This is a genomic window from Prevotella histicola (assembly GCF_055385135.1).
Genome location: NZ_AP043794.1, coordinates 221,553 through 244,972, shown reverse-complemented (window position 1 = coordinate 244,972; position 23,420 = coordinate 221,553). Strand labels below are relative to the sequence as shown.

The following is a 23,420-nucleotide window of genomic DNA, read 5'->3' as shown; positions in this document are numbered from 1 at the left end:
CGAACGGGTATAAATTTATGGTTTGTTAACCGATTTATACCCGTTCGGGAGTGTTGGGTGGGTCTTTCTTGCTGTCCGCTACGGTCTTTCCGTGTAGGATTAACAATCCTATACCTACTTATGGGTATTGTAACTTTGATTAAATCTTTATAATTTTGCACGCGATGAACCCTATTTACAAGATTATAACGTCTATCCTTTTCTGTGTTTTGAGCATTAATACTATGGCGCAAGACCTCACTGGACATGTCACAAGCAAGGCTGATGACAAGCCAATAGCCTATGCTACTGTCACATTAAAGGAGAATCGGCTCTATGCTTTTACGGACGAAAAGGGTAATTACACGATAAAAAACGTACCTAAAGGAAAGTATACGGCAGTATTTTCCTGCATGGGTTATGCGAATCAGACCGTGGTTGTCATGGTCAATGCTGGTGGTGCAACGCAGAATGTGCGCCTTGCTGAAGACAATTTGCTGCTGGATGAGGTACAGGTTGTTGCCCATCGGAAGAAGGATGAGATAACCACTTCCTACACCATTGACCGTAAAACGCTGGATAATCAGCAGATTATGACCCTCAGTGATATAGCCCAATTGTTGCCGGGAGGTAAGAGTGTGAACCCTTCATTGATGAACGATAGCAAGCTGACCTTACGTAGTGGGACATTGGAAAGGGGCAATGCTTCGTTTGGAACAGCCGTGGAAGTAGATGGCATCCGACTGAGTAACAACGCTGCAATGGGCGAGACGGCAGGTGTAAGTACACGTAGTGTGAGTACCTCAAACATAGAGAGTGTGGAGGTAGTGCCTGGTATTGCATCCGTAGAATACGGTGATCTGACCAACGGAGTGGTAAAGGTGAAGACGCGTAGGGGCAGTTCCCCCTTCATCGTTGAGGGTAGCATCAACCAGCATACACGCCAGATAGCATTGCACAAGGGCGTAGACCTGGGTGGTAATGCAGGCTTATTGAACTTCTCTATAGAGCATGCACGCTCCTTCTTGGATGCTGCTTCACCTTATACAGCCTATCAACGCAATGTCCTCTCACTGCGTTACATGAATGTTTTCATGAAGAAGTCGTTGCCATTGACGCTGGAAGTGGGATTAAATGGTAGTATCGGAGGATATAATTCGAAAGCTGATCCCGACCGAAGTCTCGATGATTATAATAAGGTAAAGGACAATAACGTTGGTGGAAGCATACACCTTGGATGGCTGTTGAATAAGCGTTGGATTACGAACGTTGACCTTACGGCAGCTTTTACCTATGCTGATCGACTCTCTGAGAGCTATACCAATGAGAGCAGTAACGCCACACAACCTTATATTCATACGCTGACAGAGGGGTATAACATTGCTGAAGACTACGACAGAAACCCATCGGCAAACATCATTCTCGGACCTACTGGCTATTGGTATCTGCGTGGATTCAATGATTCTAAACCGTTGAATTACAGTCTGAAGATGAAAGCTAACTGGAGTAAAGCATTCGGTAAGTTCCGCAACAGACTGCTTGTTGGTGGCGAATGGACCAGTAGTATGAACCGTGGACGTGGCACTTATTATGCCGATATGCGCTATGCTCCTTCGTGGAGGGAGTATCGTTATGATGCCTTACCATCGCTGAATAACATCGCAATCTATGCTGAAGACAAGCTCTCTATGGATGTGAACGAACGGCAGAATGCCGAGCTGACAGCCGGAATACGTGAGGATATAACCTCTGTTCCAGGGTCGGAATACGGCTCTGTAGGTAGTTTCTCCCCTCGAATGAACGCTCGTTATGTCTTCCGTTTTGGGCAGAACAGCTGGCTTAACAGTATGACTTTGCACGCAGGATGGGGTAGAAGCGTGAAACTTCCAAGCTTCCAGGTGCTCTATCCATCCCCTTCTTATCGTGATATGTTGGCTTTTGCATCCACGAGTGATGCCGATAACCGTTCCTATTATGCCTTTTACACCTATCCATCCATGGCTCGTTACAATGCTAATCTTAAATGGCAGCGGGCTGATCAGTGGGATTTGGGTGTGGAATGGCGCACGAAGATAGCTGATGTCAGTCTGTCTTTCTTCCGTAGTAAGGTGTCTAATCCTTATATGGCGACGGATGTTTACACACCATTCACCTATAAATACACTTCTCCAGCAATGCTTCAAAGGAGTGGGATAGTCGTTGCTGACCGCCGTTTCAGCATTGATCCGCAGACGGGAATAGTAACGGTGAGTGATGCAAGTGGGGTGAAGTCGCCTGTAACATTGGGTTATGAGGAGCGTAATACCTATGTTACCAATACCCGTTATGTCAATGCTGATGCCCTGCAGAGGTATGGTTTGGAGTGGATAGTAGACTTCAAACAGATCAAAACACTGCGCACGCAGGTGCGGCTGGATGGTAAATATTATCACTATAAGGCACAGGATGAGACCCTCTTTGCCGATGTTCCTGTAGGACTTAACACCCGTCAGAGTGACGGAATACTGTATCAATACGTCGGATACTACCGAGGTGGAGCGGCAACAACAACCAATTACACTGCAAATGCTTCTGCTTCGAATGGTTCAGTGAGTGGTCAGGTGGACCTTAATGCCACTATTACGACGCATATTCCTAAGATTCGCCTCATCGTAGCACTGCGTTTAGAAAGCTCTCTCTATGCTTTCAGTAGGGCAACAAGCAGTCGTGGGTATGTTGTAAGTAGTGGAAATGAATATTTCGGAGTACCTTATGATGGTAAAACGGAGAACCAGACGGTGATCGTTTACCCTGAATATTACAGTACATGGGATGCTCCTGATGTGCTGATACCCTTTGCGGAGAAGCTACGTTGGGCTGAAACGAATGACAGAGGACTGTTTAATGACCTGGCACAGTTGGTGGTTCGCACGAATTATCCATATACATTGAACCCCAACAGACTGAGTGCTTACTGGTCGGCAAACCTCAGTGTGACGAAGGAAATAGGGCGTCATGTGTCGGTATCGTTCTATGCGAACAACTTCTTCAACACCCTTTCACAGGTTCATTCCACACAGACTGGACTCGAGACGAGCCTCTTTGGCAGTGGCTATGTACCAAGTTTCTATTATGGACTATCGTTAAGACTGAAGATATAATGAGGAAAATAAGTTATTGGTTTGTAGCTTTCATGGTGTTGATGGTGGCTGTTTCGTGTGCCGACTACGATGAAGGGCTCAATATTCTCAGCTTGGATGTGCAGTTAGAGTTCCCCTCTTCCTATGATGGAGCACATAACGGACTGCGTGTTGAACTGCAGGATGGGGTGGCAAGTACCTTCGTCGACAGTACGGATGCTGCTGGTGTAGCCCACTTTCGTGTACCATCTGGACTGTACAAGATCAGTTGTTCAGCCCGTAAAGAGACGTATGACTATCGTTATTTCTTCAATGGAAGCAGGGCACAAGTTGTTGTTTCGTCTGACTCATCACGTGTGGTTACACTGCCATTGGTGATGTCGAAGAAGCGAATCGTCCATTGATAGGAGTATAAAACATTAGGATAATTAATTTCAAAGTTTATGAATAAAGTAAGTTTTATGGGGCTTATAGCCCTGTTTTTGTCGCTCATGCCATTGCAAAGTCATGCACAAGAGTGGTTAGCAACCTTTCTTGTATTGACCGAAACGAATGGTGCGAAGACGGAATTTCCGCTGGATTCACAGCCTGTAGTTACCTTTGAACAGAACAATCTGGTTGTTACCTGTAACGGAAAGACACTTTCCACGGCACTGACAGACGTGTTAGAGTATAGCTTTATACAAAGGAATGTGACGGCAGGTATCAATAATCTGCCTGGTAAAGGCACTGATAAAGAGGCTGCAACACCGTCGTTCTCTTTCCATAATGCTGAAGTCAGCGGTTTGAAAGAGGGTGCTAACGTGGGTATATATGGCCTTAATGGAAGGCTTATCAGTGCCGTTCGTGCTGATGCAGCAGGTCATGTGACACTCAATCTGTCGTCTCTGCCTAAAGGAATCTACATCCTTCGCACCCCAACCAGGAGCTTTAAGTTCGTTAATCAGTAATCTTTAAAGGAATAAAAACAAACAGAATATGAAAAGAATATTACTTCTCTTTGTTGCAATAATGGCTTTTGTCTGCAACATTAACGCACAGTCATGGAACATGGTTGTGACACATAAGGACGGTACAGTACAGGTTTTCCCTGCTTCAGAGGTAAAGAATGTGACGTTCCAGACCACAGATAAGAATGCTGATCAGGTCATAATAAAGGAACTTTATACCACAGGTGTACCGTATAATACGGATGCTAAGAAGTTTTTTCAGAGTGACAAAGGATTCATTTTGTATAACAATAGTGGTGAAAAGGTGGTCATCAGCAACCTTGCTGTGGGCATATTAGACCCTTATAACGCTCATTCCGTAGCCAATAATTGGTATACTGCAAATGCAACACAGCCTTCTTACGTCGCAGAAGGGTGGGTTCCAGCAACAAATGGTATCTGGTATTTCCCTAATTCACTTGTTATTGAACCTTATTCACAGGTTGTTGTGAGCTGTATGGGCGCAATTGACAATACAAAGACTTACTCTAAGAGTGTCAATTATGCAAATAAAGACTACTACACCATGTACGATCCAAATTCAGGATATGACAATAAGATGTATTATCCTACACCTTCTGAGGTCATTCCAGCGTCTCATTACCTGAAAGCAGTGCGCTTTGGACAGGGAAATGCATGGCCTTTGAGTCAGACTTCACCTGCTTTCTTCATCTTCCAGACGAAGAATACAACGCCAGAAGCCTTTGCTAAGAATGTAGATAACATTGTTTATGCACCTGGAAAGGCTAAGACTCCAGTGAATGCAGTGCTGAAAGTGCCGACAGAATGGATCCTTGATGGTGTTGAAGTGTACCAAGATACTAACGTAGGTACAAGCAAAAAGCGCTTTGGAGACGATGTTGACGCTGGTTATGTAGTACAGACTTACCGCACAGGGCACACTGTTTACCGCAATGTTGATGCTGATGCAACGAAGAAGATTGCTGGTAATGAGGGTAAATTAGTCTACAACTACACCCTTGGTAACGACCCCAGCCATATTGATGCAGAAGCTTCTATGAAGCAAGGTGCCAAGATTGTGTACATGGATACAAACAATTCATCAAACGATTTCCACGAACGTACACAGTCTTCTCTTAAGTAATGCAGCGTAGACTCCTATCAATCGTACTGGCAGGAACACTCTTCTCAATCGGTATCAACGCACAAGAACCGTTAAGAGACAGTCTGCTTCACCGTGATTTCAGCTTCATCAGCAATGCTGACCCATGGCTTTTGAGTCGTAATGCAGCTGCTTTATCACGCTTCAAGACGCAGAATGTCTCCATGGCTGAGCTGTATGTACAGTACGGGAAGGGTGGTTTCGTCAATTATGATGCCTCCCCTCGTGTCCTACAAGCTGGTGCTGAGGTGGCTTCTTTCTATCGTTTGACGGATAAGATCGTCATGTCAGGGAGTATGAAATACGACAATTTCTCTGGTCATGACATGTCAGGTTCAGCCTTTGCGCAGACCTCTCGCTTGCCATTTGACATCGTTGAGGACTCTCTGACACATGCTGGTACGAAGCATCGGGATACCTATCAGCTCGTTGGAGCACTGTCATGGGACTTCTATAAAGGGCTTTCCCTGGGTGCAAAGTTCGACTTTACGGCTGCAAACATAGCTAAATACAAGGATCTAAGACACAAGACAAAGCTGATGGATATGACCGTTTCAGCAGGTGTCTATGTCCCTTTACATGCTGTAAGCATTGGTTTGAACTACGCATATAGGCGCAATACGCAGAGTTTAGCATTCAGTACGTATGCCACAAGTGCGCAAGATTATGTGTCATACATCAACTATGGTCCTTGGATTGGGACCCTTGAACAGTTCGGAAATACTGGTTTCACTGATAATAGTAGGGAACAACCACTGTTAAGTGAGTACCATGGCATAGGAATACAGGCTGGTTGGGATATCCTACCCAGCCTTTCTTGGTTCAATGATATGGACTATTCTTATCGGAAAGGCTATTACGGACGCAAGTCACCCTACACGATTGTCTATGCTAACCACCACAGTCACCTCTTCAATTACCATTCCCGACTCTCTCTGAAGCTGTCCCGTCAGGTGCATAACCTTGACTTTAGCTTCTCAAGTGAGAATCTTGTCAATGACATGACAGCCTATCGTATGAATCGGAATACCCAGGGTGCAAGTTATTATGAGTATCTTAACCCTGTTAAAAGTGTGAACAAAGCATGGAATGAGGTGCACATTGGCTATACAGGATATTACAGAATCGTAAGAGAACTGCCGTTATGGACGGTGCAAACAGGACTTAACTTCTCACAAAGAAAGCAGACTGGCTACCTCTATCCATACCTCCGCCGACAGGATTTACGTACAACTGAACCTTATATGAGCCTCTCTCGTAATGTTATCATGCGTAAAGGAGTGTTCAGTTTACAGGCTGGTTATGCTTACAAAACGGGCTCTGGAGATGCTTTCGAGGATGAAACGATGGCTAAACCATCAGACAAACAGAAGGGATTTTCCGTCATGGAAGCCTTCATGTATCGTGAATACAAGTATCTTACGGCACCACAATATGCACTCAACATGGGTGTTAAGTATGCCTTCGTTCTTCCTTCAACGCGTATGAAGACTTATATTGCCCTCGACTTCAGCCATCGTCACGCCTGCGATGACAATGTTTTCCTTGTCGGGAAGAACCATACCGTGGGGCGGCTGACCGTTGGGTGCACCTTCTGATGAGGCTATTCTAAACGCAAAAAGATATAAGTAACAATGATAAAAAGAAGATTTTTCAATGCTTTCGTACTCCTTCTGCTGGTCACAGGAGCACTGGCACAGAACGTCACCACCGACAACAGCTTCCGAATAGGACGTCTGAAGAACGGTATGACCTACTATATTCGACATAATAACAAGGAGAAAGGGATTGCCGATTTCTACATTGCACAACGTGTAGGGAGTATCCTTGAGAACCCTGACCAGCGTGGTCTGGCTCACTTTCTTGAGCATATGGCTTTCAACGGGAGTAAGAATTTCAAGAATACAGATGCCTCTCCGAGCATCGTACATTGGTGTGAAGCCCACGGAATCAAGTTCGGTACGAATCTGAATGCCTATACTTCCATTGACGAAACGGTGTATAACGTCAGCGCAGTACCCGTAAAGAACCCTGCAGTTGTTGACTCAACGCTGCTCATTCTGCATGATTGGAGCCATTACTTGGACCTTGATGACAAGGAAATAGACAAGGAACGCGGTGTGATTCATGAGGAATGGCGAACGAGAAGGGCTGGTATGGCATCACAAAGACTGATGGAGCAGGCTCTACCTATTATATATAAGGGGACAAAATACGAAGACTGCATGCCAATTGGTACGATGGAGATTGTTGATCACTTCCCTTATAAGGTGCTACGTGACTACTATCACAAGTGGTATCGCCCCGATCTGCAGGCTATTATCGTTGTAGGTGATGTGGATGTAGACCAGATGGAGAAGAAGATTCAGGCTGTTTTCTCTTCTATTCCGATGCCTGCTAATGCCGCAAAGCGCAACTATTACCCTGTAAATGACAACGACAAGATGATTGTTGCATCGCTGAAAGACTCCGAACAACCCATCATGCTTGTCACACTCTACATGAAACGGGATGCAACACCTGATGCTGAGAAGTCTACAATACGCTATCAGCGTGACGGATATGTGGATGATTTGATAGCATACATGGTTGGTGAACGCCTTGATGAGATGCAGGACCGTAACCCAAAGCCTTGTTTGAGTGCTTCAGCACGCATCGGGCAGTTCCTTGTCAGTAGGACAAAGGATGCCTTTACGCTCTCTTTCGGTGCACGACAGGAGAACATCAAGGGGTCATTTGATGCTGCAATCGGTACGATTGAGCAGATTCGCCAACACGGTTTCACCCCTTCTGAACTCGAAAGAGCCAAGGCTTTCCGTCGGAAAGTTATTGACAGACAGTTCAATGAACGCAATGATCGTCGTAATTCCTATTACGTTCGACGTGCACAATATAACTTCCTCGATGCTGAACCCATCACTTCTGAGGCTTATAACAAGCAACTTGACGAGCAGTTCTCACGTGAAGTGACACTGAAAGAGGTCAATGCCGCTATGCGTGAAGCCATCACTGACCGCAATCAGGTGCTGGTTGTCTATGCTCCTGACAAGCCTGAGGTGAAGATTCCATCTGATGCTGAACTGGAAAAGATGGTTCTTGATGCACAGAAAAAGACTTATCCCGCTTACGTTGAGAAGCGTTTGGACGAGAAGCTCATCCCAGTCTTGCCAAAGAAAGGACGTATCGTGAGTGAGAAACCAGCCCTGCACGGAATGACAGAGCTCACCTTGAGCAACGGTGTGAAGGTTTATTTCAAGAAGACCGACTACCAGAAAGATGCTGTAGTGATGAACTTCTTCGGGGAAGGAGGTAGCTCTCTCTATCCTGATAAGGACGTTCTCAATACGAAGTTCATCTCCACTGCCGTGAAGGAAGGGGGTGTAGGGCGTTTCAGTTCTACGGAGTTGAACAAGGTACTGTCTGACAAAACAGTACGTATCAACGCTGGTGTAGGCATAGAGACACAGTCCATCAGTGGGTCATCATCCCTCAAAGACGTGCGTACACTCTTCGAACTCACTTACCTCTACTTCACCCATCTGCGTCGTGATGACCAGGCTTTCAATGCCGAACTCAACCGAATGCGCTCGTTCCTGACCAACCGTGAGGCAAGTCCTAACGTCAGTTACAATGACTCTATAGCCTCTATCGTCTATGGAAACTCACCCCGTGTGCAGCCCGTCAAGGCTTCTTCTATAGATAAGGTGAACTATGACCGTGTACTGCAGATCTATAAGGAGCGCTTCAGTAATGCGTCAAACTTCAAGATGATCATCATGGGTAACATAGAATTGAGTCAGCTTCAGCCTCTCTTGGAGCAGTATATTGCATCGCTACCAGCAACAGGTAAGAAGGAATCGTTCGTGAAAAGCTATCCTGATGTACGTAACTGCAATGAGACGCATCGCTTTGAGAAGCAGATGAAGACACCTTTGGCACGCGTAAGCATCTTCTATACGTGGGATGAACCATACACTGCAAAGGCTGATCTGGCGTTGGATGTGTTCAAACGGGTACTGTCCATTGCCTATACTGATTCCGTTCGTGAGGAAAAGGGTGGAGTATATGGTGTCAAACTGCAGGAGAGTCTTGAGCAATCAAGCAATCCTCACGCACTATTGAAGATTGCTTTCGACACCGATCCTGATAAGTATGACGTTGTCATGCCTATTATCACGGGACAGATTGAGCATATTGCACGCAAAGGACCAGAAGCTGTCAGCTTGCAGAAGGTGAAGGAATACCTTCTGAAGCAGTATGACCAGGCTGCCATAACGAATGATTACTGGCTCTTTGTGGCTTATAATCAGTTGCGCCATGGCATAGACTTCGATAAGGATTATAAGTCTTTGGTGCGTAACATCACGTCATCTGATGTGCAACAAGTAGCCCGTAACCTCCTCAATAGCAAACGTCGCATTGAGGTTACAATGGTTTCTTGTAAAGATAAATAGTAGTAGGGAAAACAATACATGCCCTTTTGGCTTCTAAAAGATGCCCTTTTGCAATGTAAAAGGGCATCTTTTGATGTGTAAAAGGGCGTCTTTTACATTGCAAAAGGGCACCTTTTACAAGCCTGTTTGTAACCTCTTGATAATCTATAGGTTACAAAGTCGTTTTTTCTTGATTCTGGTTTATTTTGTCGTTCATGGTAGCTTACCTTTTGTAAGGTTATTTCTTAAAGTCTAATCATCGTCATCTTGTGGGACAGAAGCACCTGGTGTTGATTACTGCAGCAATACCTTTTGTACGATAGGAGAGGGCGTGTTGACCTGTAAGAATAGGTGTTTTACACCGTATTAGTTAGACAGATTCCTCTTCAGTGAAGTAGCTTTGGAGGCTCCGCTCTTGGTGGTTTATGCCCGTTATTCCTCTATTTCAGACAGACTTCTGACGAAGTTATTGGCGAAATTGCTGACCGTTTCAAGTGGTGCATAGCCCACATAACGCAGACTTCGGCGAAGATTACGGCGCAAAACAGCCCCGTTGTTACGGACAAAACCAGCAGAGTTCTGCTTAAAATGCCACTCCTGTGCCGTGTCTTTAGCAAGGTCGGAGACACTACGAAGGGTCAGTTTATAAGCCTTCTGGTCATATTTCGTGACGAAAGGAAGCTCGTCTTCATCGAATCCGAACACCGAAATAAGAATGTTTCCTTGTAGTTCTGCCATGGGATGAAGCATCAGACTACTCAGCCAAGCATCCAGTTTCACAAAGTCAACCTTATCCCCTCGTGTCCTCAAATACTGTCCAAGGGTGATGATTCCGTCGAGGTCCATTCCCCGTGTGAGCATAGACTGTGAGTTAGAGACAATGAGTTTCAGAATGTCGAGCGCCTCTATTGACGTGTCAATGCTGTGCAATTCGTTGTGAATGATACCCTTCAGACGATGATTCAGCAGTCTGCTGCTCAGCCTAACCTTCTCAGGAACCTTCGCTGAGAGCGTTCTGTTATCATTCATCCTTGCTTTTATATCAGCTATGATACTGTCAGGCAGGCGCAATCCCTCGTCAAGTGAATGCTTATTGATACCCTTTACGAAGACAGGGATAACCTGTTGGGCATCCACCATCTGCATCAATCGACGCCATTTGAAGGGTGACATCGGTTCAATATTTGACTGACTGTTGAATGCTCCCGAGCTAAGTATGCGGAAGAAGTTACGCTGTATGACATCCATTCCTGGTGTTTCTGTAGACTGCATATCTCGTTTTCCTTTCTATGAGTGTTACTTCTTGTGTGATTATTGTGCCCTTGAGTATCGGCGTGGATACTGGAAAAGGATGGAGAGTAGGGCAAAAACGCCTAAGACATACGGATAATAAAGGTAAGGAACAATGCTTACCGGATTTATTTTTGCCAATCCTGCTGCCATAAGAATCTGTGCTCCGTAAGGGATAATACCCTGCAGACAGCAGGAGAAAGTATCCAAAATGCTGGCTGCCTTACGGTTGTCGACACCGTATTTGTCGCCTATCTGCTTGGCTATTCCCCCCACTGTGAGGATGGCAACGGTGTTGTTGGCAGTACAGATGTCCACCAGACTGACGAGAAAAGCTATTGTCAGCTCTGCTCCCCGCTTGCTATTGACATGGCGTGTGATGATTTTTATGAGGTAATCAATACCCCCGTTCTCCCTGATTATCTCTAACATACCACCTGCCATCATAGTGATGATGATCAGTTCGCCCATCCCTGTGATACCTGTTCCCATGCTTCCGAACCATCCGTAGACGTCATAAGTGCCGTCAGCTATGCCGATGACACCCGTCAGGAGTATGCCAATGGTGAGTACAGCCATGACATTCATCCCCAGAACGGCACAGATAAGAACCGCCATATAGGGGATAATCTTCTGTATGTCAATGCTACCTGCCTGATGAAGGAGGTGGATATCAGTTCCTAAGAAGATGTAAGCAATGAGTATAACGACTGCTGCAGGGGCTGCAATGAAGAAGTTTACCTTGAATTTATCCGCCATTCGGCACTCTTGTGTACGTGTTGCGACCACCGTTGTGTCGCTGATGAACGACAAGTTATCGCCAAAGAACGAGCCACCAACAACTACTGCGACGACAAAAGGTAGTGGTGTACCCGTGGAAGTAGCCACTCCTGCAGCGATAGGGGTGAGAGCTACGATCGTACCTACACTCGTTCCGATGCTTATAGAGATGAAACAAGCAGCAAGAAAGAACCCCGCCAACAGCATGTTGTCAGGGAGAATGGACAGCGTAAGATTGACAGTTGCGTCAATACTACCCATCTCTTTAGCCGAATTAGCAAATGCACCAGCCAGTACAAATATCCATAGCATCATCATCATGTTGTCCGTACTGGCACCTTTACTATAGATATCAATGCGTTTATTTAGTGGATAACGACCCGAAATGGCTATTGCAAAGATGCTCGCAATCATGAAAGCCACGGTTATCGGTACCTTATAGAAGTCTCCGGAGACGATAGATGTCACCAGATAGAGTATGATAAATACTACAAGTGGACTGAGCGCTAAGAGTCCTTTTCTGTTTTCTGTCACTTTCTTTATCTTTATTTATTGTACCCAAGAGCGATGATAGAAATCAATATTCTCCTGTGTTAGTAAGTCTATTGGCATGTAATTGACGGCTTCTACCTTCTTTTTAAGTACGATTGCACGGAAGAGTGAATCAACACTGAAGTACCCTTGCTGGTAAGCATGCTGTGCTATGAGGAAGGAAATACTACCAGCACGAAGACAATCGGCATTCTTATGCACCATGTCATAGCCCATAATCTGAACATTATGACGCTTTGTTTTCAGGAGAAACTCGCCTACTATGTGTGCTTTAGAGTTCAGTGCAACGCAGTGATGGACCTCCGGATGCTTGCTGAAGAACTTCTCTAAGATTCCGTCATACTGCTTTTTCTCCTCGTCAAGAGGGAGGTTTACCTCCACAATCTTCACCTCTGGGAAGTTATTTTTCATATAATCACGGAATCCAACCTCACGGTTTTCCTGCTGACGGCTCGCCATCTTTCCGTCTTTTGTCTGCTTCATGAGCATGATTGTCGTCTCTTGACGTGCAATAAGCATGAGCATGTGGGCAGCGAAATGTCCACTTTGGATAGAGTCCTGACCATAGAATGACAGTGGCTGAAGGGCTGGCATATAGGAGTCAAGTAGTACAAACGGGATGTTACGGTCGTGTAATTCGTCTGTGAACTGGCGTGTTACTTCTAACGTTGTAGGCACTAATATCACACCATCAGGGTTATAAGAGAGACATTTCTTATAGGTTTCGATGAACGAATCTGGGCTGAGTCGACTGTAATACATTATCTCCAGGTCGAGATAAAAGTCTCTTCTCTGCTCTATAGCCTTCATGGCTCCCATCTCAATCTCGTCCCAATACGCCTCACTGGCATGCTTCGGAATCAAACAATAGAACTTGTAGCTGCGGTTATATGCCAATGCGCTGGCATACATGTTGGGTTGATAGTTCATCTCTTCGAGTGCTTTTTCAACTCTTTTTAGTGCTGAAGCCGATACATTAGGGCGTTTGTGGAGTACTCGATCCACTGTTCCTACACTCACACCTGCCCGCTCTGCAATGTCCTTTATCCTTATTTTCTCAGCCATAATACCATATAGTGATTATATTTATGTTGCAAAATTAATAATAATTGTTGGAATGTGTGAAAGCACAGTCATAGTTTTTGATGAAAAGAAGGACTTTTGATGGCAGTTTGGAGAAAGTTTTGTACATTTGCGTTCTATTTCTATTTCAATGTATAAAGACAGGTTACATAAGTTTATTGGTGGGACATTGATACTCATTCTCTTCTTTTTTGTTGCGGCATGTACGCCACAACACAGTCAGGAAGTGGATGAACTCAATGACAAAGCTTATGTTTCCCATTATCGAAACCTTGATTCCGTTAGGTATTATGCCAAGAAAGCGCTCGCACTTTCCGATGGTTACAGTGCTGGAAAGGCTGAAGCACTGAACAATCTGGTCTTCTGTGACCTGATGCGGATGGACTTTTCAAAGGCTTATGAACGCTTGGAAGAGGTGTTAAACAGTACCGATAACCAAGTGGAACTGCTGATTGCGGACGTACAATTCATGCGTTTGTGTCAGCGAGAGTCACGAAATAAGGAGTTCTATGACTACTATGAGAAGGCAGTATGGCGTCTTCGGCGTATCCAAGAAGACGAACGTCTGCTGTCAGAGCGCATGAAAAGGCGTATGGTCTATGCCCGTTCTGAGTTTTATATAGTCACTTCTATCTATTATTTCTACGTTGGTTTGGAGCAACCTTCCGTCAATGCACTGAAGAATATCAACCCAGATGGAGAGATTCAGACGGATATTGGACAGTTCCTGTCGTACCTTTACAACGTCGGAGCAGGTGGAATCATTACCAATGGGACACAGGAAGAAATCAATCAGAAGGAGTTTGACTATCTGATACGTTGTTATATGCTCTCCAGACAGCACAATTATCCCTACTGGGAGGCGAACTCTTTGCAGGGACTTAGTGAACATCTGCAGAACAAAGCAAGCCGGGATATACTCATAGAGCATAACCTTCCTTCCATACAATACATCAATATAGACCACATGCCAGACAGTTTACTTGCAGGAAACCTGGCACAACGGTCGTTGGATCTGTTCCAAAAGTATGGTGATGTATATCAGATTGCGGGTTCATACCGTACGTTAGCGTCTTGCTATTGGCATATACATGACTATCCATCAGCGTTAATCTGTCTGCAGAATGCCCTCCGTAAGAACCGAGCTATCGAACAAGCACCCGACCTTGTGGCGTCTATTCGTGAGCAGTTGAGTGTTGTTTATTCTTCAATGAACGACAAACAGGCAAGTGATTTCAACCGAAATGCCTATCTGGACCTACAGGAACAGACACGTCAGGACCGTTACTTTGAGTCACGAGCAGGTCAATTGGAGCAGACTTCCAAGCAGTTGAACCTGATGATCATGGCCATTGGACTTGCAATTGTCTTCATTATCTTCCTCTTATTGGTCCTTCATTATCTCAGAAGACGCAATGATAGCCGTAAATCATTGGATGATTTGCTTGTTCCTTTGGAGCAATGGAAGCGCGATAATGAGCAATATATGGCGCAATTGGAGGACGAGTACGACGAAGTTTCCGAACAATTAACCATCAGTAAGCTCCATCTTGTTGACAATAAACGTAAGAATCTGGAGCAACGGGCTAAGGTTACGCTTGTCAATAACGTCACTCCGTTTATCGATCGGATGCTTCATGAGATCAATAAGCTTAAGAAAGGCGGTGAGGATGCAGCCATTCAGCAGGAGCGTTACACCTATATCCAGGAGCTAACGGATAAGATTGATGAGTTGAACACGGTTCTTACCGAGTGGATTCAGCTCCGTCAGGGACATCTTTCACTGCATATTGAGAGCTTCCCATTGCAGAATATCTTTGATATTGTGAAGAAAGGACGCATGGGTTTTGCAATGAAAGGAGTGAAATTGAGGGTTGATAACACCCGTGCTGTGGTGAAAGCAGACCAGGTGTTGACGCTTTTCATGGTCAATACGTTGGCTGATAATGCCCGAAAGTTCACTGAAGCAGGTGGTGAAGTGACGATAAGTTCGACCGAAGAACCCGACTATGTCGAGATATCTGTCAGTGATACAGGCTGCGGATTGTCGCAGGATCAGCAGGAAAACATCTTTGATCACAAGATAATCCTCGACCTTCCAGAGAATACTTCACATGGTTTCGGACTGATGAACTGCAACGGAATCATTAATAAATACAAGAAAATTAGCCAGATTTTCTCTGTTTGTACAATTGGCGTTGATAGTAAATTGGGTGTTGGAAGTCGTTTCTTCTTCCGTTTACCCAAAGGAATCAGCAGACTTTTATTGGTTGTTTTACTCTCAGTAAGTTCCTTATTGAGCTATGGAGAGCGCCCAACACATACAACAGACAAGGTGAAAGCCCTTGCCGAACACGATTATATAGGGTTAGCAGGTATCTATGCTGACTCCACTTATTTCTGTAATATCAATGGCGATTATGCCCTTGCCCTTGCCTATGCAGATACTTGTAGGAACTATTTGAACAAGCAATACCTTCGTTTACATCCTCATGGGAAGTTGCTTTTAGAGAAGATTGGCAGTTTGTCTAACGTCCCTGCCGAGATAAAATGGTATCATGACAGTATTCCAATGAACTATGATATCATCCTCGACCTGCGCAATGAGAGTGCCATAGCGGCGCTTGCACTGCACAAGTGGGATTTATATAAGTACAACAACTCCGTCTTTACGCATCTTTTCAAGGAGAAATCGGCTGATAACACCTTAGCTGCTTATTGTCGGATGATGATGAAATCAGAGACGAACAAGAATGTAGCGATTGTCTTGCTCGTACTGTTGCTGCTCCTCATCCTCCCTGTTTACTATCTGATGTATTACCGTCGGCGTCTCTCTTATCAGTTCAGTGTAGAGCAAGTGAAGCATATCAACACCGTACTGCTTAGCAATGTGAGTGTTGAAGAGAAGCTCCGAAGTGTGGAATCAGTCGACAGCGGCCGTTTCCCAGAGCGTCTTAAGAACATCATTTCACAGATTCAAGAGACTCTTTTCGAGGCAAATGAGAAGAATCAAAAGAGCCAATCGAACATCGAACTGCTTGAAGATGAGGCTCGATGTGTGGAATATGAGAACGAACGTCTGCACATTAGCAATAGTATTCTGGACAATTGTCTCTCTACTTTGAAGCATGAGACGATGTATTATCCCTCCCGTATCCGTCAACTTGTGGACCAAAGGGAGAAACAATTGGAGTCGATTGACGAGCTGGCAGTCTACTATAAGGAGCTTTACTCTATCCTTAGCCAGCAGGCTATGCACCAGGTTGAGAACACAAAGCTGGTTGCTCACCCTGTCATCCTTGCTGATTTGGTTTCTGCCAATAAGTTCATTACACCTGAAACACCTGTCCCAGCCATCTTGGGCGACCCTGACCTGCTGGTTTATATGTTTGACATTCTTTTCCTGAAGAATGATAATCAGCCTTTGATTGTTACTTCTGAAGAGAAGAAGGGAGGATATATCATCCTGCATGTGCTCATGTCTGCCTTACGACTGACGGATGAAGCGTGTCGGAATCTCTTCTCTCCATCGGCAGAAAACCTGATGTTTTACATCTGCAGACAGATTGCAAGAGATAACGGAGAGGCTACTAATAAGCGAGGATGTGGCATTTCTGCGTCACGAACAGAGGATGGAACAATGATTGACATCGTATTGTCGAAAGCAAAATAAACATAAAAAGATATACAGAAATGGAGAAGTTTAAAGTAATTATTGTCGAGGATGTACCCTTGGAACTCAAAGGAACGGAAGGTATTTTCCGTAATGAAATCCCTGAAGCGGAGGTCATTGGAACAGCAGAGAACGAGGTTGCATACTGGAAACTGATTAAGCAGCAACTGCCAGACTTGGTTCTTCTTGACTTAGGATTGGGTGGTTCAACAACGGTTGGAGTGGAGATCTGCCGACAGACAAAGGAACTTCACCCTAATGTTAAGGTGCTTATCTTCACGGGAGAGATACTAAATGAGAAGCTATGGGTCGATGTTCTTGATGCAGGTGCCGATGGAATCTGTCTGAAAAGTGGTGAGTTGCTCACACGTAGCGATGTTGCGAGTGTCATTTCGGGGAAAAGAATGGTCTTTAACCAACCCATTCTGGAGAAAATCGTCGGTCGTTTCAAACAGAGTGTGAACAGTTTGCTGATGCATCAGGAAGCAATGGTGAGCTATGAGATTGATGAATACGACGAAAGGTTCCTCCGTCACCTTGCTCTTGGCTATACAAAGGAGCAGATAACGAACCTTCGTGGTATGCCTTTCGGCGTGAAGAGTCTGGAGAAAAGGCAGAATGAGTTGGTTCAGAAGCTCTTCCCTGGAGGAAACAACGGCATGAGTGTCAACGCAACAAGACTTGTTGTGCGTGCCTTGGAGTTGAGAATCATAGATATTGATAACCTACATTCTGATGAAGAGTAAGCTTGGATACATTGTCCTTACACTTGCAATAGCTCAGATATTACTAATATTTCTGTCGTGGCTGATCACTGCAGCAGCCATTGATTTGCCGTTGCGTTCCCTGCTTAGTACGGAGGGAGTGCGTTGGTTGTTTGGTTCTTTCGTGGCTAATCAGCTGACACCATTGCTCGTTTACTTTATCACTGCAAGCATCGCGGGTGGTGTTTTTGTGCATAGTAAGTTCTATGATGCACTGCGAAATGCTTTCTCTAAGGGGCGGGTTAACACCGAATTGGCTTATCGGGAGCGTATCGGACTTCGCCTGGCATTGGTTGAATTCTTATTGGCAATCGTCATTATGCTTCTACTTACAGTTGTTCCGCATGCCATTTTGCTGAGTGTTACGGGGCAGTTGTTCCCAAGTAACTTCTCGGTGAGTCTCATTCCAACGTTGTCTTTCATACTATTGGTTATGTCATTGTCCTATGGTGTGACAAGCGGAACGATAAACAGCGTACAGAAACTGCAGGAAATGCTGGCTGTAGGACTTGAGACTACGGCGAAATATCTTCCCATTTATGTGTTTGGCGTGGAGCTTTACATGTCGGTTCTTTATGTTTTCCAAGTGGGAGTATCTACTTAATATGTAATAAAAAATCCCTTTCTGTTTTTAATATGTGCCCTTTGAGGTAGTAAAAGATGCCCTTTTGCATTGCAAAAGGGCATCTTTTGATGTGTAAAAGGGCGTCTTTTACAATGCAAAAGGGCGTCTTTTACAAGCCTGTTTGTAACCCGTTGATTATCCATAGGTTACAAAGTCGGTTTTTATTGGTTTTCGTTCATTCAACCGTTGAGTATCCTTTCTTTTTTGTAAGATTGTTTCATAAAACACAATCATTGGCTAAATGAAGTAGGAAGGACTGTCAGTAGCTATCGGGAAGTGCGGAAACCCTCCAGTTGTTCGTATTTCCTTTTCTCCATTCTCCTGCATATTCGGGCTATCCAAAGTTGGTGTGTAGCAATGAAGAAGAGTCCGATGAGTGCCATAACAAGGTTTGTTGCGGTTGGCATTTTGAGTAGTTTGTTACCAATAACGATGAGGAGTAGGGGCACGAGAAGTACGCCTATGGTGACAAAAATATGGATGTATGGTGTTTCCGAACGTGTCTTTCCCGTCAGACTTTGGTTCAATGGTATTGCCACCTTATTATATATAGCCATCTGGAAGAGTATGAAATAACAGGCTCCCGTTGCGAAAAGGGCATAAGAAAGGAGTGTCCCAAAGTTCAGTCTACCCATGAAAACAGCAGGAAGGAACACCAGAAACGGGATGATTTGCAGTACCGAATAGAAGTAATATTTGGCTAATAGCAGTTGATAGATACTCTTTCGCTGCATGATAAGGCATTCCATGTAGTTGCCTTCGTAGCACATTATTTTGCTAAGAATTGTCACTCCATAGATACTAAAGCTGTAAGTGAGATAGAAAGAGTTGGTATTGAGGTCTACATCATTGTTGAAAATAATCAAACAACTGTAGATGATCACTGCTAAGGTACCCATAAAGAACGCTTTACGGATGTTTTTGTTACGCATAATGCTTCGTACTTCCAGCTTAAGGAACTCTCCTGTCTCATGGAAATGCTCTAAGAAGGTGAGGTGAAGGTTTGTTTTTGCCTTGCTCTTCTCCCCATTGAACTGTTCTTCATATACGTAACGGAAGATGATTTTACGGTTGATAAAGGCAAGAAGTACCAATATCAGAAGGAGAATGGCGCAGGTTGGTAGACTGTGAGTTGCCATATTATAGCCTAATTGGCTATAGAAATCAGCTTTGTTTCCTAAGAATTCAGTCAGGAAGGGTGGGACAGTAAGGAGTGTGTAGACGCCTGCTGGCAGCAACCAGCAAATGGAGTGACGTGTTGTAAGTGTCTGTGTAAGCAGGAAAAAGAGTCCGTTGATGAGGAAAAAGAGGTAACAAACCACCGTATAACCTATCATAAAGCCAATGCCTTGATGGCTTATTCCTGATAAAAGACCAAAGGGAATAATGAAAAAGAGCCATGAGAGGTTATAAAGACGTGTTACTTCACGGATGATAAGATAGTCTACACTTGCATATTTCGGTATGGGGAGCAAGAGATAGGGGCGTACGAGAAGAATCGTTTTCTGGTTGAATCCTGTCCTTATGACGTAGTCGAGGATAAGAAGAGGTGGAAGAATGAAGAATACAAACTGGTATCCTGCTGTGTTTTCCTCCCTTGCCATGGTTGCAAACACCATAGCCATAAGCCCCAGATAACCACAAAAAATGATAGCCAACACGTAGTAAAAGAACTTAGCTAGCGTGTTGGCTTTCCATTTTAACGACCTTCTGTCTGATAGAAGGAGGTGTTTATGTAGGACTTTTATAGCATCCCAGTATGTCATAGTGTGTTTCTTAGGCTCTGAAAAGGCAGCGAGATTATCTTAAATCGACAATCTCTGCTGAAGGATATCTCTTCTTATTAAAGGTGAAGATACCATCTGATAGGTTCTTCTTCTGTATGTTTGACACTGTGATAGTGGTCCATTTCTTGCCTTGTTTCATTCTGATCTTCTGCAGTTGATAGGCTTTGCTCACAGTCACATACGCCTCAGAGACACTTCTGTTAGGGTTCGTTGCCTTCATGTAAACAACATATGCACCACCTTCAGAGGTCATATTAAGAGTGTAACCCTGCCTGTACATGGTCATCAAGCTATATGGATTCATTGACAAACGTTGTGCCTCTGTGGGGTTAGAGACGTTTACTTCGTTGGTAGACTTCATATATGACCATTGTGTTTTACCATCAAACCAAATGGTTGTCTGTGGTGTTGCAGCAACAAACTTTGCTCCTTTCACGGAGATTGTGCCTGATATCCTACCTACATGTCCTGTCTGTGAGAGGGCGAAACGCGCTGTTAAACCACCCTGATTGGACACGATTGCTGTTGCTTTGTCTAAGCATTCTTTAGCCTTAATGGCATTCTGTGCGAAGATGTTGTTGCTTATTACGATGGCAACAATCATCAATAAATACTTAATCTGTTTCATTTTCTGAACCTTTTTAAGTTTATCTTGTGTTTCTAAAATATCCTTTTTCTGTTCTTGCGTTGGTCGTTTGGATTATCCTCTCAGCGTTGTCAGGAGGGCTTCGAGGCTCATCTCGTCACCAATAAGTACCTCACGAGGCTTTGAACCCTGTGCAACTCCAACGATTCCAGCCTTCTCCATCTGGTCCATAAGGCGTCCTGCACGGTTGTAACCGATAGAGAAACGACGCTGAATCATACTTGTTGACCCTTGTTGATTGAGCACAATGGCACGTGCAGCATCCTCAAATAGAGGGTCAAGGCTATGAGTATCGAGCGCACCGCCGCCTCCTGCTGCATCATCTGATGCTGGTTCAGGAATCTCCATAGGGCTTACTGGACCTGATTGGTTGGCTATGAACTTCGTAATATTCTCTACTTCAGGTGTGTCAACGAATGCACATTGCACGCGGGCAGGCTCTCCTCCGTTGAGATAGAGCATGTCTCCACGTCCAACAAGCTGTTGAGCACCTGGTCTATCGAGGATGATTCGAGAGTCCATCATGGCACCTACGCGGAAAGCAATACGTCCTGGGAAGTTCGCTTTGATGTTACCAGTGATGATAGTTGTGGTAGGTCGCTGTGTAGCTATAATCATATGAATACCTACAGCACGTGCTAATTGAGCGATACGGGTGATAGGCATCTCTATTTCTTTACCTGCTGTGAGGATCAAATCACCAAACTCATCAATGATAACGACGATGTATGGCATGAAGTCATGGCCCTCTTCGGGGTTGAGTTGATGGTTCAGGAACTTCTTATTGTATTCCTTTATGTTACGTGCACCAGCTGCTTTGAGTAGGTCATAACGCTCATCCATCAACACACAGAGCCCTTTGAGTGTCTTAACAACCTTCTGTACGTCGGTGATGATGGGTTCTTCTTCGTTCTCTTCCACTGCTGCCATGAAGTGATCAGCGATAGGTGCGTACACACTGAACTCCACTTTCTTAGGGTCAACGAGGACAATCTTAAGCTCATTGGGGTGCTTTTTGTAGAGCAAAGAGGTGATAATGGCATTCAATCCCACTGATTTACCCTGTCCAGTAGCACCTGCTACGAGCAAATGGGGTATCTTTGCGAGGTCAACCATGTACACATCGTTGGTGATTGTCTTACCCAATGCGATGGGTAACTCCATGTTTGACTCCTGAAACTTCTTGGAATTGAGGATTGAAAACATAGAGACGATGTTTGGTTTAGCGTTTGGTACCTCAATACCAATGGTACCTTTACCCGGCATAGGAGCAATGATTCGGATACCAATGGCTGCTAAGCTCAACGCAATATCATCCTCAAGGTTCTTTATTTTGGATATTCTTACACCCTGTGCAGGCGTTATTTCGTAGAGTGTGATGGTCGGTCCAACCGTAGCACGTATGCTTCTGATCTGTACACCAAAGTCATTCAGCACCTTGATGATACGGTCTTTGTTGGCTTCCAGCTCCTCTTTATCCACGTAACTGGTCTTAGAATCAGAGTCATACTCCTTCAATAAGTCGAGTGTTGGGAACTTCCAACGTGTGAAAGGCTCACGAGGATTGATAGGAGTCATAGGCATATTGTTATCTGCAACAGTACGTCCGCTTGCCTTTTCTTCGTTGTTTGGTGTGTCAACAGTCATCGTAAGACCATCTTCTTCAGCCTCTTTTTCACGCTTGTTTATGGCTTTTTTGCTGATGATAGGCTCCATTTCAACTGGCTCAGAAACCGTTTCATCCATCAGTTCTATGGCTTCCGTATGGTTGTTTTCCTCTGTTTCATCCTGCACATCATCCTGTTCTGCTGCAGGAATGATGGTATCATAAGCATCATTAGCTTCCTTATTATCATGGCTTACCACAGTAAACTTCACCTTATCACGGATATATCCAATAGGGTTCAGCACCTTCCTGACCACTGTAATGGTCTCAGATGTGATGTAAGTAAGGAAGGCTATCATGATAATAACAAGTATAGCGACCAGTCCGGGAGGTCCAATAAGGTTTTCCATGTACTGCACACAGAAGGCACCATGGTCTCCTCCTGGGTTGAAAACCTGGTCTCCCATGAGTGGAGTGAGGAACTTTGCAAAGGTAATGGATAGCCATATCATCACCAAAGCCATGCCCAAGAACCATTTCCAAAGGTTCAGTTTCTTGTATGCACCCATCATTCTTACACTACAAAGAATGATGAACATAGGGATGATAAACGCTGGAATACCGAAGCAACGTGAGATAAGTGCATAGGAAAGGAGTGCTCCTATGGATCCACAATAGTTCTGAAACTCTCTTCCGGTGTTCTCAACCTCACCCGGTCGGAGGTCAGTTACTAAGCTTTGGTCAGCCTGTCCAGTGGAGAAATAACTAAAGAAAGCAATGCAAATAAACAACGCTACGCACAGGAGAATCAGTCCCATGACGAATCCAGTCTTGTCGTTAATAATGTTATTTATTCCTATTGCTTCGCTGAAAGTTTTGCTTTTGCGTTCAGTTTTTTTCCTTGCCATTTACCAATACTTAGTTTTATATCCCTGCAAAAGTAATAATTTCGTGCCATATAAGCATACGAT

At 44.5% G+C, this 23,420-nt stretch carries 15 protein-coding genes; 9 read left to right on the top strand and 6 right to left on the bottom strand.

All coding sequences use genetic code 11. The features are described 5' to 3' along the window. Positions 1–164 precede the first annotated feature (164 nt). Genes ACZ48L_RS09815 through ACZ48L_RS09790 form a run of 6 tightly spaced genes read left to right on the top strand, consistent with a single transcriptional unit; the run spans position 165 to position 9,664 of the window. Positions 165–3,119 carry a TonB-dependent receptor gene (locus ACZ48L_RS09815; protein ID WP_025790681.1) on the top strand — a complete coding sequence of 985 codons (2,955 nt, stop codon included), beginning with the start codon at positions 165–167 and terminating at the stop codon, positions 3,117–3,119. Continuing rightward, on the top strand, positions 3,119–3,502 hold the full coding sequence (locus ACZ48L_RS09810) for a hypothetical protein (RefSeq protein ID WP_025790683.1): 384 nt from the start codon (positions 3,119–3,121) through the stop codon (positions 3,500–3,502). Before ACZ48L_RS09815 ends, ACZ48L_RS09810 begins: the two co-directional genes overlap by 1 nt. Before the next feature lie 39 nt (positions 3,503–3,541). Further along, a complete protein-coding gene (locus tag ACZ48L_RS09805) occupies positions 3,542–4,048 on the top strand; it encodes a T9SS type A sorting domain-containing protein (RefSeq protein WP_025790685.1) in 507 nt (168 codons plus the stop codon). A 28-nt stretch (positions 4,049–4,076) separates the two neighbouring features. Then, entirely contained in the window at positions 4,077–5,192 is a 1,116-nt protein-coding gene (locus ACZ48L_RS09800; RefSeq protein WP_025790687.1) for a DUF4876 domain-containing protein, read from the top strand. Continuing rightward, positions 5,192–6,808 (top strand): DUF6850 family outer membrane beta-barrel protein, encoded by a 1,617-nt coding sequence (locus ACZ48L_RS09795; protein WP_025790688.1) that lies wholly within the window; start codon positions 5,192–5,194, stop codon positions 6,806–6,808. Before ACZ48L_RS09800 ends, ACZ48L_RS09795 begins: the two co-directional genes overlap by 1 nt. 36 nt (positions 6,809–6,844) lie before the next feature. After that, the gene (locus ACZ48L_RS09790) at positions 6,845–9,664 is read left to right on the top strand and encodes a M16 family metallopeptidase (RefSeq protein WP_044113764.1); all 2,820 of its coding nucleotides are present in this window, start codon (positions 6,845–6,847) and stop codon (positions 9,662–9,664) included. Positions 9,665–10,075: 411 nt separating this feature from the next. On the opposite strand, the gene ACZ48L_RS09785 is transcribed toward ACZ48L_RS09790, so the two are convergent. The 3 genes from ACZ48L_RS09785 to ACZ48L_RS09775 form a co-directional block, all read right to left on the bottom strand. Beyond that, the gene (locus tag ACZ48L_RS09785; RefSeq protein WP_025790692.1) at positions 10,076–10,891 is read right to left on the bottom strand and encodes a hypothetical protein; all 816 of its coding nucleotides are present in this window, start codon (positions 10,889–10,891) and stop codon (positions 10,076–10,078) included. A gap of 63 nt (positions 10,892–10,954) precedes the next feature. Next, positions 10,955–12,247: a Na+/H+ antiporter NhaC family protein gene (locus ACZ48L_RS09780; protein WP_025790694.1), complete on the bottom strand. Its 1,293-nt coding sequence runs from the start codon at positions 12,245–12,247 to the stop codon at positions 10,955–10,957. 15 nt (positions 12,248–12,262) lie between these two features. After that, complete coding sequence (locus tag ACZ48L_RS09775) at positions 12,263–13,330, bottom strand: LacI family DNA-binding transcriptional regulator (protein ID WP_008823224.1); 1,068 nt, start codon at positions 13,328–13,330, stop codon at positions 12,263–12,265. A 148-nt stretch (positions 13,331–13,478) separates the two neighbouring features. Here ACZ48L_RS09775 and ACZ48L_RS09770 point away from each other — a divergent pair, with 148 nt between their 5' ends. From ACZ48L_RS09770 to ACZ48L_RS09760, 3 genes are read left to right on the top strand one after another with little or no spacing between them, the layout of a single operon-like run. Then, positions 13,479–17,021 carry an ATP-binding protein gene (locus tag ACZ48L_RS09770; protein WP_025790695.1) on the top strand — a complete coding sequence of 1,181 codons (3,543 nt, stop codon included), beginning with the start codon at positions 13,479–13,481 and terminating at the stop codon, positions 17,019–17,021. Between the two features lie 20 nt (positions 17,022–17,041). Continuing rightward, positions 17,042–17,767 carry a DUF5932 domain-containing protein gene (locus ACZ48L_RS09765; protein WP_008823222.1) on the top strand — a complete coding sequence of 242 codons (726 nt, stop codon included), beginning with the start codon at positions 17,042–17,044 and terminating at the stop codon, positions 17,765–17,767. Then, positions 17,757–18,389, top strand: coding sequence for an AbgT family transporter (locus tag ACZ48L_RS09760; protein ID WP_025790697.1), 633 nt, complete (start codon positions 17,757–17,759; stop codon positions 18,387–18,389). Before ACZ48L_RS09765 ends, ACZ48L_RS09760 begins: the two co-directional genes overlap by 11 nt. A 287-nt stretch (positions 18,390–18,676) precedes the next feature. Here ACZ48L_RS09760 and ACZ48L_RS09755 read toward each other — a convergent pair whose 3' ends face one another. The 3 genes from ACZ48L_RS09755 to ACZ48L_RS09745 all read right to left on the bottom strand — a co-directional run bounded on the left by ACZ48L_RS09755 (position 18,677) and on the right by ACZ48L_RS09745 (position 23,357). Further along, entirely contained in the window at positions 18,677–20,176 is a 1,500-nt protein-coding gene (locus ACZ48L_RS09755; RefSeq protein WP_464722070.1) for a DUF5687 family protein, read from the bottom strand. A 34-nt stretch (positions 20,177–20,210) separates the two neighbouring features. Beyond that, the gene (lolA1, locus tag ACZ48L_RS09750; protein WP_008823218.1) at positions 20,211–20,825 is read right to left on the bottom strand and encodes an outer membrane lipoprotein periplasmic chaperone LolA1; all 615 of its coding nucleotides are present in this window, start codon (positions 20,823–20,825) and stop codon (positions 20,211–20,213) included. A gap of 72 nt (positions 20,826–20,897) precedes the next feature. Beyond that, entirely contained in the window at positions 20,898–23,357 is a 2,460-nt protein-coding gene (locus tag ACZ48L_RS09745) for an FtsK/SpoIIIE family DNA translocase (protein WP_025790699.1), read from the bottom strand. Positions 23,358–23,420 lie beyond the last annotated feature (63 nt).